Source organism: Luteolibacter sp. Y139, assembly GCF_038066715.1.
Lineage (GTDB): Bacteria > Verrucomicrobiota > Verrucomicrobiia > Verrucomicrobiales > Akkermansiaceae > Haloferula > Haloferula soli.
Window position 1 is genome coordinate 136,873 of the sequence record NZ_JBBUKT010000011.1, and the last position, 11,482, is coordinate 148,354.

Consider the following 11,482-nt stretch of genomic DNA (forward strand, 5'->3'; position numbering starts at 1 on the left):
TTGGGAGCGTTTATGCGGATGCTTCAGAAGCCTTCGAAGAAGTGCGACTGGACCTTGTCCGAGGAGGTTTTCACCGCGGTATCGATCGCACGATAGAGGGCATCCTTTCCATCTCCATCGATGGCGACTCCGTCACCCGGGTTGATCACCGGGACAGCAGAGCGCCATAGGATCTTCTGATCAGTGGTGGAATACATCGCGCCCTGCATGGGAGCGATCGCACTGCTGCCTGAAAGCGGGATGAAGGCATATACCAGCTTGGCGCGACCAACGGCAGGCATCGAGAGGTAGATGGCGGCGTCGTAGCCGTTGAGATAGCTGCCAGTTCCCGGGATGGGCTTCGCGGTCGTGGGCTTGGCGGTGGTAGGATTGATGTCCTTGTAGGTCGGATGCACCGACGGCAGATGGGTGGCCTTGTAGCCGTAGCTGCTCAGGCGCTTGGCGAATTGCTTGCCGGCCTCATCCAGCTTGGCTTGAGAGGGGTATCCCTCAAGTTCGCGACGGCCGCCGGTGGCCATGGCGTGATTGGCGGCCATGTCGAGCAGGCCCTGGTTGCCCACGTGGTGAACCGAGGCGACGGGAGCTTGCATGGTGATGACGGCAACCTTCAGCTGGCGATTCGCCTTGAAGGATGAGTCCACCGGCACGGGGCCGTAGCAGCTTGCCAGCGCAAGCGAGGCGATGGCGACGGGCAGGAACAGCAGACGACGGAGTTGATGTGATAATCGGGGGAGGTTCATGCGGCCCGAAAAATCTGGTTAGGACACATGTTGTCAACTCTGGAGAGATGTCGTTTCGCTGCCGCCGCACCAAAAACGCCGTCCCCTGGCTTTCCTGGGGACGGCGTTATCTTAAGCGGAGAATGCAGATGCTTCCCGTTACTTCAGCGGGATCGAGATGTCGGATCCAATGAGTTGGATCGCGCTGTCGGAGCAGCTTTCGATGCGCTTCAGCACGTGGCTGACAGCTTCGCGGGCAGGCTTGGGAAGGGCGGCGAGTTTTGCGTCGCCGAGGGTAGCCTTGATCGCTTCCGAAACCGGAGAGATCACGCGTCCCATCTTCACGATGTCGTCGTCCGCTGGCTTTTCAGGTTGGGCGAAGATGCCTTCGAGGGCGCTCTTCGGCTCGGGGACGAGTTTGATCGCATCGGCATCCACGCCGCACTTGCTGGCGGCGAAAGCGACCGCTTCACCGAGTCCACCGAGTTCGTCGACGAGGCCGAGTTCGAGGGCGCGCTTGCCGGTGTAGACGCGGCCGCCTGCCATGCCTTCGAGCTCGCCCTTCAGGCGCGTTCCACGGCCGGCTTCGATGCGCTTCTTGAAGGTGCCATAGACCTGGAGCATCGATTCACGGACGAGCTTGGCTTCATCTTCGGTGAAGGGATGGAACATCGACTGCGCGCCGGCGTTCTTGCCGCGCTGGGTGGCGTCGGTGGTGATGCCGAGCTTTTCCATCGCGCCGCCGAGGACGAGCTTCATGCCGACCACGCCGATCGAGCCGGTGATGGTGCCTTCTTCCGCGAAGATGCGGTTGCCACCACTGGAAATGTAGTAGCCGCCGCTGGCTGCGACGCCACCCATGGAGACCACGAAGGGACGGCCGCTGGCTTTCCATTCATCGGTGGCTTCCCACAGCACCTCGCTGGCGAGGGCGGATCCGCCGGGTGAATCGACGCGCAGCACCAGCGCCTTCGCGTGCTGGTCCTTGATGAGCTTGAGAATCTGGGCACGGACCGGGGCGATAGATTCGCTGGAGATTTCACCTTCGAAGGGAACCACGGCGATGTAGTCGGTCTTGGCAGACTTCGACTTGTCGCTTTCGAACATCAGCCTGAAGACATCGAGCATGCCGCTGATTTCCGGGCCGTCGAGGTCGGGAAGCTCATACTTGCGGTCGAACTTGGCACCTTCGTAGGCGGCTTTGACGGCGGTGGCGAAGTCGGTGCGGTGCTTCAGGTCATCGACGAGTCCCGCGTCTTTAGCCTGCTGCGCGGTAAAGGTGCCGAGGTCGACGAGCGAGCGGAGTTTCTCTGCGGGCACCTTGCGGCCTTCGGAAACCTCAGCGACGAGTTGGTCGAAGATGCCGCCGATCAGCTCTTCCTTCTGTTGCTTGGCAAATTCGCTGGGGCCGGTGCGGTAGTATTCTTCGCCGAAGCTCTTGAAGTCGCCGATGTGGATGACGTCGGCCACGACGCCGGCCTTGTCGAGCAGGCCCTTGAAATACATCGACTCGGAATAGATGCCGCTGAGGGAGACATCGCCTTCCGGCATGAGGGTAAAGTGATTCGCCGCGGAGCCGAGTAGGGCGGTGCCATTGCTGAGGGAGTCAGTGTAGAGCCAGACGTCTTTCCCGGCGGCACGCACGGCCTGGAGGCGGCGGCGGAGTTCCTGAATCTGGGAGAGCCCGAGTTGGGCATCGTCGGCATCCACCACCACGGCCTTCACCTTCGGGTCGGCGGCGGCCTTTTTCAGGCTGCGGGTCAGGTCGAAGAGGGTGAGCGGGCGGTTGGGCTCGATTTCCAGTCCTCCGAGCAGCGATGCTTCGGAGCGGCCGGATTCGGAAATGGTGCCTTCGAGGTCGTAGATGGCGACGACCGGCTTTTCTTCGGCCGCGGCGAGCGGCAGCGCGGCGAGGAGGCAGAGAGCAATGGTGGTTTTCATGATCACGACGATACTTCGCGCCGGGGAAGCGGCAGGTTACACGGGATTTGTGCGTTGTTTCGGTTTCCAGTCAACGGAATCGCTGGATCAGACATTAGAAGGGAAACCCATGCGTTGCCTCGCCGTCCTGCTGCTGACCCTTCTTTCCGCCAACGCCCGGCCGTGGACGGACGACGTGCTGTATTTCGTCCTGACGGACCGTTTCCACGATGGCGACCCGGCGAACAACACGCCGGCGGGGAGCGACCCGCTGCTCTACGATCCGCTGCAGAAGAATATCGGCATGTACCAAGGCGGCGACCTGCGCGGCTTGGAGCAGGCGATCGAGAGCGGCTACTTCACTGATCTCGGCGTGACGGCGCTGTGGATCACGCCGCCGGTGAAGAATGTGTGGCGTTCCGGGTATGACCTCGGGGGATGGAAGACAGGCTACCATGGGTATTGGGCGCAGGACTTCCTGGATATCGATCCGCACCTGACCAGTGCGGTATCGATGAAGGGCGAGAAGTATCCTGATGGTGCCGAGGGGCGGATGCGGCACTACCGCGACTTCGTGGCGCTCGCTCACTCGAAGGGCCTGAAGGTGGTGCAGGACGTGGTGCTGAACCACGCGGGCCCGGTGTTTTTCTACGACGTCAATGGCAACGGTGCCTTCGACAATCAAGCGAAGGAGGAATGGGTGCAGCCCTTCAAGCGCGATGGATTTTATCCGAACGCGATGTGGATGGACATTGCGAAGTGGAACTTGGAGAAGGCCCAGCCGGATGGACCGCGTGAGTTGTTAGGAAAGAGGATCGCGACGAAGGGCGTGCTGGCGGATCTATCGAGCTACGGGCGGAAGGGCTTCTCGTCGGACAGTCTTGGCAAGTCGGATGGGGAGGAGATCGAGTGTGACTTCTTTTCGCTGCGCGACCTGTGGACGGCGCCGGATAGCGATCACTTCGACCGGCTGGTGAATGAGTTCGTGGAGATCTACGCGTTCTATTTGCTCAATGTGGGAGTGGATGGCCTGCGGATCGATACGGTGAAGCATGTGCACCATGAGTTCTGGGATGCGTTCACCGAGCGGCTCCGCAAGCGGCTGGGAGCGAAGGCGAAGGACAAGCTGCTGTTCGGCGAAGTCTACGATGGCGATCCGAAGAAGCTCGGTGTCTACACGTGGCGCAGCGACGCACCGGCGCGGAAGGAGCCCTGTCTCGACTCGGTGCTGGACTTCCAGACCTGTTTTGCGGCGCGGGAATACCTTCGGCATGAAGGCGGCGAGTACGGGAGTGCCGCGAAACTGGAGCGGGCGATGAAGGCTTTCCGCGGAGCTGAAGGCGACCGACCGTATTACAATCCCAACCCGGGGCCGGATGGGAAGAACGCGCGGGAGAAGTCAGTCACGTTCATCGAGAACCACGACGGCTTGAATCGTTTCCGCGTGGCCGGCGTGACAGCGGAGAGGAACGATCTGGCCCAAGCGCTGGTGATGACTTTGCCGGGGATCCCCTGCATTTACTACGGCGCAGAAGTCGCCCTGCACGATACGAAAGGGAAGGTCGGGCAAGACACGGAGTCGGGTCGGCTGACCTTGTTCCCACGTGAAGCCGAAGCAAAGCTGTCGGAATTGAAGGAGGAGCCTTCCTTCAAGGTCATCTCGCGAGCGGCGGCGCTGAGGGCGGAGTTGCCCGTGCTGCGTGACGGCGAGTTCAGGCCGCTGTGGGTGGATAGCCCGCAGAGTGGCGAGGATGACGGGGTGTTCGCCTTCTGCCGCGAGAAGAAGGACGGGAAGGTCATAGTGGTCTTCAATGCGGCGGCCGAGCCGCGCACGCCCAAGCTACCCGCCGCGGACTTCCCCGCGGGCACGAAGCTGGGCGTCACGCCGGTCTGCGGGACGAGCCCGGTTTCCCAAGCCACGGTGGGCCCGGACGAGCGGGTTGAAGTCGCCTTGGGACCCAACACGGCCGTCATCCTCCAGCGAATCGTGGAGCCGGTTCGGGCAAAGTAGTTCGCTTTTCCTAAATTTCGCGGTATTCCGGGGGCGTGACCTCCCAAGAAAAAGGCAATTGGATCCGCCGGCTCTTCACCCTCGGCCTCCTTCTCGTCGCTGCGGCGGCGGGGGTGTATTTCGCGATGCCGGACGGGTGGGGAAAGGCTGACGGGACGAAGAAGAAATTCGGCCTGCAGCTGACCAGCCGGAACCTGGGCGAGGTCCTCGCATCGAAGAACAAGCTGACCGTCATCAACATGATGGTGGATGGGAGTCCGGACTCGAAGAAGCTTCAGGAGATCCTCGAGAAGCTGCAGCCGAAGTATGGCGAGAAAGTGGTGATGGCCGAACTCGACGTGGAGGCCGAGCCCGATTTCGCCGAGCGCCACGGGGTGAAAAAGGAAGGATTCGCCGGGCAGCTTGATTTCTACGCAAACAGTCAGAAACTCGAGCAGCTCACCGGTCAGACCGATCCGCTGGTAGTTGAAAAGACCATCGATCGCCTGCTGGCGGGGCTGGTCCAGCGAATCAGCAAGGACTGGCTGCCGGAGGTGCCCGGCATGCAGCGCACGCAAGGAAACCAAGCGCAGGAAGTGCTCAAGATCCACCCGTCCGAACCTGCCAAACCATCCCGAAAACCATGAGAATCCAGCTCGCGAGTTCCTTGATCCTGCTGCTTGCGGTGTCTTCTTGTGAGAGTGCCAAGGGTCCGCTTTCCAAATCGAAGACCTCCGCAGCGCCGAAACCTGCTGCCTGCACGTCCGCCGCTTCCTCGGGGCACATGCCGGCGGTGCAGGAACTGGAATCCGCCGGTTACGACTCCTTCATCACCACGCCGGGTCGCCTGATGGTGGTGGATTTCCACGCCGATTGGTGCGGCCCGTGCAGGAGGCTGGGCCCGGTGCTGGAGCAGGTCGCGGGAGAATTCCCGGGGAAGGTCTGCATCGGCAGGGTGAACGTCGATAACGCCCGCGAGATCGCGGAGCGCGAAGGCGTCCGCGGCATCCCGGACGTGCGGATCTTCCGCGACGGCAGGCAGGTCGACCAGTTTGTCGGCGTGGTCGATGCGGGAACGATTCGCGAGCTGCTCCGGAAACACAGCGAGGATCTCCAGGTCGCACAGGCCGCGGAGCCGAAGCGGAGATCCAGCGAATAGGTCCGCTGCTAAGCTTGGATCAGCGCTGCCGTCCGTCGGTCATCGTGATCGGTTTGATCAGTCCCTTGAGGTCGTAGTCCACTTTTTCCACGGCGATCTTCCGGCCGCCTCGGTAGGGCGGGTCTTTCCGTCCGGTTTCCCAGCGGTGATAGACGATGTACCACTGCCGGGTCACGAGATCCTCGACGAAGGAGTGATGCCCAGGGCCCTGGTGCTTGTCATCGCTACCGAGGATTTCGCCGCGGTATTCCCACGGGCCGGTGGGTGAGGGAGCGGTGCAGTAGTGGACGGAGTAGGTGCTGTCGTTCCACTTCCCGTGGCTGTAGCTGAGATAGTAGGTCTTCCCCTTCACGTGCATGAAGACTCCCTCGGTGAAGTTCTTCGGTTGCTCGATGTCCACCTCGCGCTTGAAGCTGACCATGTCGTCCGCCATTTCAAAGACCCGCAGTTTCGCGCCCGCGCTGCCGCCGGCGTAGAACCACGATTTGCCGGTGGCGGGGTCGGTGAAAACCATCGGGTCGATGGCTTCGAAGCCATCGCCGCCGGTCAGCAGTGGCTTGCCGCTATCGGTGAATGGGCCGGCGGGCGAGGTGCCGACGGCGACGCCGATGCGGCTGGGGGTCGGGTTCTGTGGACCGACCGAGTAGTAGAAGTAGAACTTGCCCTTCTTTTCCGCGAGCGCCGGGGCCCAGGCACCGTGGTAGGGAGCGCCATCGGCTTTCACCCACGGGATCTTGTCGAGATCGAGGATGGTGCCCTCGCGTCGCCACGAACGCAGGTCGGCGGAGCGGTAGGCGGCGAAGATCGGCTCCCGGCTGTGCGGCTCGGTGGGATACATCCAGAAGGTCCTTCCGACCACGGCGGCGTGTGGGTCTGCGCCGTCCATCACCGGATTTGCGGTGAGCGGGGAAATGAGGAGGATCAGAGGAAGGAACAGGCGCATGGGGTGACTACCGGAGCCGGGAAGATGATCTTCCCCGCGCGGCAGAAATCCAGCCGTTCATTTGGATACCGGTTCAAGCGTCTGTTCCTCGACCGTTCCGTCCTTCTGGATGATCGAGAATTTCCCGCCGCTGCGGAGGGCGAGTTCCTTCATCGGCCCGATCGCGTCGGGCTCCATCATGGCGATGGAATTGATGATGGTCTTCTTGCTCTTGGCCCGCCGGCCCATTTTCTCGGCGATGTTCATCGACTCGCTGCCGGACACACCGTCGGTCATGAAGAAGATCAGGTCCGGCGCGGGAGAAAGTCCCAACGCCATCTCCAGCGGGCCTTCCCACGAGGTGCCGTATTGGAGGGGAGTTTGCTGGATGGCGTCCAGTGAGTCGGCGATGCGGGCGGGATCCGCCTTCGTCCAGTAGACGCTGCGCGAGTGGCCCTTTTCCATCTCCCAGACCGGACGATCCTTGGCGATCCCCCACTTGTAGGTGCGGCTGCCGGAGCGGACCGTGGCTTCGCGACGGAGGTTGTCCATTTCGACCTTGTCGCCTGCGAGCCACGCGGGGCCGGCGAAGAAGAAGATCTGGTATTCCTTGTCGAGGCCGAGTCCCGCGATGCTCCGCTTCAGCTCGGTGCGCAGCAGCTCGATGCGCTTGCCCTGCATGGAGAGCGAGTAGTCGATCACATAGGCGACGCGTTTGCCGCGAGTGGTCTGATTGAAGAAGGTGACGGCGCCGCCTTGGCCGAGTCCCTTGCCGGTGCCGACTCCGGGACCGCTGCCAATTCCGGTGCCATTTCCCCCGCCGCTGCCGCCTCCACTGCCTCCGCCGGAACCGGCACCCGCGGACAGATCCGGCAGCGAGGATGACATCGGTGTCGGATTGGAATCCGGCAGCACGATGTCCGAAATCGCGGTGCTGACGATGGTGCGGGACATCGACGCCGCCATCTTCTGCTGAGCCCGGGCCTGCTGCTGGATGCGGTGTCCGCCATCGCCTCCACCGCCGCCGCCCTTGCCGCTGAAATCCGGCGGTGCGTCGACCGGTGGCGTGACGAGCGTGTAGAAGGCGAAGATCGCGAGCGCGATGAAGCAGACGTGGATGAGGATGGAGATGAAGAATGCGCCTGCTCCCAAACGAGCGAACGTTTGCTTCCAGGTTTTGGTCGGAGCATCGACGACGAGCGGCTCGTCCGGTTCCAGTTCGTCTGGCTCAAGTTCGGAATGATTCATGAATCCCACGGAGATTTACCTGCGTGGCGGAACGAGAGGGCGTTCCGCTATCTTGGAGGAAATCCCGGGGAAACTTTAGCGGCTCGTTGTGTCAGTGGCTAAATGCCGGAAGCACGACGTGTGGATCGCGTAACTCGTGCAAGCGGGCGAGGCCGGTCCGAACGTCGCGGAGAATCTCCCCGAGCTGGTGGCGATGGGGCGCGCCCTCATTCACCAACCGCAGCAACACGCGTTCGAGCCTGAGGTCGCAACGTTCGCACTCGCGCGGCAGACCTTCGAGGAAGGTCGGGAAACGGCGGTTCACCAAGGTCATCCACAGCTGCTGGAAATCGGCTTCGCCGCTGAAGCCGAAGTCGGGAACATCGCCGTTTTCGTCGATCAGGCCGGCGATGCGGTCGGCTTGTTCATTCCGCTCGTCAGCGAAGGTCTGGCAGACCTTGGCGAGGAGCCGGGACTCCGAAAGCCGGGAAGCGTGGCGATAGGCGATGGCCGCATCAAGGGTGCGGGTCAGGGCGGTCTGGAGGGTGACGAAGGGGGCTTGGGTTGGCAGGCGCAACTCGTACATGGCCGATCATCCTCGCATGTGTCGTGCCTGATGTCATGAGCGAGATTTCAGCTATTTTCCAAGAGGTCATTTGACGTCACGATTTCGTCGCAGAGCAGGCTGCAATTTTGGCGTCTTTCCGCGTGGCGCTTTGCCATCAGGAGATAGGTTGCCAGCCGGTCCCGGCACGGCGGAAATCCATGACGCTGCATTCGATGAAACGAGTTTGATCGAAGCGATGAAGCACGATGCGGAGCGAGTCGCCGTCGTGATGAATCATGTGGAAACCGGGCGGCTCTCCCTGCAGGCGGGTGGAGCAAACGGTGGGAGCCTGGGAAACGATCGTCGACCATTTCGCGTCTTTGCCGACGATGCCGATGAGGGACTGGTGGAAGTGTCCGCACAGGACCAGATCGACGTGCGATGCCGTGAGCAGGGAAACCAAGGCGGGCAGCGGTTTCACGACGTCGCGGCGGTGGTCGGGTGGGGCCAGCAGCGGGTGATGCAGCGTGAGGATGCGGAGGCCCGGCGAGGGTGAGGCGAAGCGCGAGGCGGCGCGCTGGAGCTGTGCTTGTGAAAGAATGCCCTTCGACCAGTCCAATTGCGGACCGATGCCGCGGCTGCTATTCAAGCCCACGATCTCGATGCTGCCCTTGCGCAGTATGGGTTCTAGGTCCGGCCCGAAGGTTTCGCGATAGCGGCGGAAGGGTCGGAAGACACGGTCGAACGGTTGATTGAAGGCGGGGATGTCGTGGTTGCCGGGGATGACGAAATGCGGCTGGGGGAGCTGGTCGACGAAGGACTTCGCGGCAGCGAGTTCCGACCGGCGAGCGCGCATGGTCAGGTCGCCGCTGAGCACGGTGAGGTCCGGGGCGAGTTCCGCGGCACAGTCGAGGAAGGAACGGGCCGTCGCTTCATCGGCCGCACCGAAGTGCGGGTCGGAAAGATGGAGCAGGCGGGTCATTTGGCCGGGGCGAGATTTTCTGCCGTGGTCAGCACATGCAAGTGCCGTGGAAGGATGGTGAGTTTCAAGGGCAGGGCGAGGCGGAGGATTTCGCCATCGATCATCACCGAAAGGTGCTTCCGCCGACGGGCCGAGAGTTCGAGGGAAGATGCCTGAAGCATGGTCAGTTCGGGATTCTCCTCTTGCCGTCCGAAAATATAGTCCAGCATGCCGCGCAGTGCGGCGGCGGCATGGCGCTGGCGGCCGATGTAGGCGGTGAGCTTGCCGGAGGTGAAATCGGTGCGCGCCGGAACCAAGCCGGCAGTCGCGCGATAGCGGCCGGGGACGAAGGCGGAGAACTTGGTGCGCGCGCGGCCTTCGATGCCATCGCCTTGCCATGTCAGGTCGATCGGTCGGGACTCGGCGAAGGTGCGAGGCAAGGCGGTGATTACCTTGAAGGCTTTCTTCCACCAGTGCCCGCCGTGGTCGCGGCGCTCGAAGGTCTTCGCGAACTCGGGGTAGAAGCCGAGGATGGTGGTGCAGAGGCAGGCGCGACCTGCGACTTCCAGCACGTCGATCGCGTGGACTTCGGCTTTGGCGAGGAAAGTGGCGGCACCCGGGATATCAAGCGGCACGCCGAGGTCGCGGGCGGCGAGATTGAAGGTGCCCATGGGCAGGATCCCGAGCGGGATGCCGGTGCCGCTCAAGGATTTCGCCGCGGCGGAGACGGTGCCATCGCCGCCGGCGATGATCAGGGATGCGGGCTGGATCTTCACCACCTCCTGGAGGGCGGCATTGATCTTTTCGGGAGCTACAATCTTTGACTCGATCCTGTGGCCGATCTCGCGGAAGGCGGTGGTGACGGTGGCGCAGACTTCGTCGGGTTTCAGGCCGCGGTCGTTTCCGCCAGAGCCACGGTTGAGGAGGAGAATGGACTTACGCATTGGCAGCGTTGTCTCAACAGCCCGCGTGCCCGGACGCTTCCGGCAGAGCCAGCCCTGTTCTGAAAGGGTCTTTGCAGAATGAGGGGAAACGCTCTCTCGTGCGAAATGCCACCGGCGAAAAAGACGGATCGCACAATGCAATTTCGGGCAGGTTTCTCAAGGCGGTGAATCCTTGGAATTTCAACGTTTCGCCGTTTGGTCCGGGGTCTGCAAAAAAGGATCCACCATGAACCCGATCCTCTTGCCCAAAACCTTCGTTTGCCGCCGCTCCGTTGAAGGAGTGCGCCTGCCCGTCCGTCTGGTCCTGGTCGCCTTGTTGCTGGGATCGGTAACCGCAGGACTCAGCTCTTGCGCGACGACCCGCGGCGTTGGCCGCGACGTCCAAACCGCTGGTCAGAAGATTGAAAAGGCTGCTTCGCACTGAAGCTTGAGCACTCCAGTAATCCAGAATGCCTCTATACTGGAATTACTGGAGTAGCTGCTCCGCCCTTTAAAGCGCCCGCTCCGGCCAATGGCCGGGCGGGCTTTTTTGTGGACGGAGGCCGGCCTTATTCAAGGAAGCTGCGGAGCATCCATGCGGCTTGCTCGTGGTCTTGGAGCAGCTGGGTGAGGAAGTCGGCTGTGCCAGCGTCGCCCGCTTTATCGGTGGCGTCGACGGCCTTGCGCAATTCGCGCGCGGCGGCTTCGTGGTCATCGCGGAGGCCGGTGATGGCTTCCTCTCCGCCAATGAGGGCTCCCGAGCATTCCTTCAGTGAGGCGAGGGCCAGGAACTCCTTCATCGAACCGGGGCTGGCCGAACCGAGCATGCGGATGCGCTCGGCGGTCTTGTCGATCGCCGCGGCGAGCGCCTCGTACTGCTCCTCGAAAAAGGCGTGGAGGGTGTGGAAGCGATGCCCGGTGAGGTTCCAGTGGAAGTTGCGGGTCTTGATGTAGAGCACATGCTGATTGGCGAGGATGCCGGACAGCGCCTTGACCGAAGTGGCGCGGGCCTTGGTGTCGAGGCCGATGTCCAGATCTTCGGTGGTGCGGGCGGCGGCGGCTTTAGGAGCGGCTTTGTTTTTCATGATGGCACTTTCGTTTTAGCAATCGATGC

The 11,482-nt window shown here is 62.3% G+C and carries 12 protein-coding genes; 4 read left to right on the forward strand and 8 right to left on the reverse strand.

Annotated features, from left to right (window positions below; genetic code table 11):
• Nucleotides 1-23: 23 nt before the first annotated feature.
• Together WKV53_RS23065 and WKV53_RS23070 are read right to left on the reverse strand one after the other, a co-directional pair.
• Nucleotides 24-740, reverse strand: coding sequence for a hypothetical protein (locus WKV53_RS23065; protein ID WP_341407179.1), 717 nt, complete (start codon nucleotides 738-740; stop codon nucleotides 24-26).
• Nucleotides 741-878: 138 nt separating this feature from the next.
• Complete coding sequence (locus WKV53_RS23070) at nucleotides 879-2,660, reverse strand: S49 family peptidase (protein WP_341407180.1); 1,782 nt, start codon at nucleotides 2,658-2,660, stop codon at nucleotides 879-881.
• 109 nt (nucleotides 2,661-2,769) lie between these two features.
• Between WKV53_RS23070 and WKV53_RS23075 the strand changes: the two genes are divergently transcribed.
• From WKV53_RS23075 to WKV53_RS23085, 3 genes are read left to right on the forward strand one after another with little or no spacing between them, the layout of a single operon-like run.
• Complete coding sequence (locus WKV53_RS23075) at nucleotides 2,770-4,650, forward strand: alpha-amylase family glycosyl hydrolase (RefSeq protein ID WP_341407181.1); 1,881 nt, start codon at nucleotides 2,770-2,772, stop codon at nucleotides 4,648-4,650.
• 35 nt (nucleotides 4,651-4,685) lie between these two features.
• Nucleotides 4,686-5,276 (forward strand): thioredoxin family protein, encoded by a 591-nt coding sequence (locus WKV53_RS23080; protein ID WP_341407182.1) that lies wholly within the window; start codon nucleotides 4,686-4,688, stop codon nucleotides 5,274-5,276.
• On the forward strand, nucleotides 5,273-5,788 hold the full coding sequence (locus tag WKV53_RS23085; RefSeq protein WP_341407183.1) for a thioredoxin family protein: 516 nt from the start codon (nucleotides 5,273-5,275) through the stop codon (nucleotides 5,786-5,788). Before WKV53_RS23080 ends, WKV53_RS23085 begins: the two co-directional genes overlap by 4 nt.
• 19 nt (nucleotides 5,789-5,807) lie before the next feature.
• Here WKV53_RS23085 and WKV53_RS23090 read toward each other — a convergent pair whose 3' ends face one another.
• The 5 genes from WKV53_RS23090 to WKV53_RS23110 all read right to left on the reverse strand — a co-directional run bounded on the left by WKV53_RS23090 (nucleotide 5,808) and on the right by WKV53_RS23110 (nucleotide 10,389).
• Nucleotides 5,808-6,731 carry a family 43 glycosylhydrolase gene (locus WKV53_RS23090; protein ID WP_341407184.1) on the reverse strand — a complete coding sequence of 308 codons (924 nt, stop codon included), beginning with the start codon at nucleotides 6,729-6,731 and terminating at the stop codon, nucleotides 5,808-5,810.
• A 57-nt stretch (nucleotides 6,732-6,788) separates the two neighbouring features.
• A complete protein-coding gene (locus WKV53_RS23095; protein ID WP_341407185.1) occupies nucleotides 6,789-7,958 on the reverse strand; it encodes a vWA domain-containing protein in 1,170 nt (389 codons plus the stop codon).
• A gap of 91 nt (nucleotides 7,959-8,049) precedes the next feature.
• A complete protein-coding gene (locus WKV53_RS23100) occupies nucleotides 8,050-8,523 on the reverse strand; it encodes a hypothetical protein (protein ID WP_341407186.1) in 474 nt (157 codons plus the stop codon).
• 136 nt (nucleotides 8,524-8,659) lie between these two features.
• Nucleotides 8,660-9,466, reverse strand: coding sequence for a metallophosphoesterase family protein (locus tag WKV53_RS23105; RefSeq protein ID WP_341407187.1), 807 nt, complete (start codon nucleotides 9,464-9,466; stop codon nucleotides 8,660-8,662).
• Entirely contained in the window at nucleotides 9,463-10,389 is a 927-nt protein-coding gene (locus tag WKV53_RS23110) for a diacylglycerol/lipid kinase family protein (protein WP_341407188.1), read from the reverse strand. Before WKV53_RS23110 ends, WKV53_RS23105 begins: the two co-directional genes overlap by 4 nt.
• Nucleotides 10,390-10,702: 313 nt before the next feature.
• Between WKV53_RS23110 and WKV53_RS28745 the strand changes: the two genes are divergently transcribed.
• On the forward strand, nucleotides 10,703-10,813 hold the full coding sequence (locus tag WKV53_RS28745) for an entericidin A/B family lipoprotein (protein ID WP_375341839.1): 111 nt from the start codon (nucleotides 10,703-10,705) through the stop codon (nucleotides 10,811-10,813).
• A gap of 124 nt (nucleotides 10,814-10,937) precedes the next feature.
• On the opposite strand, the gene WKV53_RS23120 is transcribed toward WKV53_RS28745, so the two are convergent.
• Nucleotides 10,938-11,453 (reverse strand): Dps family protein, encoded by a 516-nt coding sequence (locus WKV53_RS23120; protein WP_341407190.1) that lies wholly within the window; start codon nucleotides 11,451-11,453, stop codon nucleotides 10,938-10,940.
• Nucleotides 11,454-11,482 lie beyond the last annotated feature (29 nt).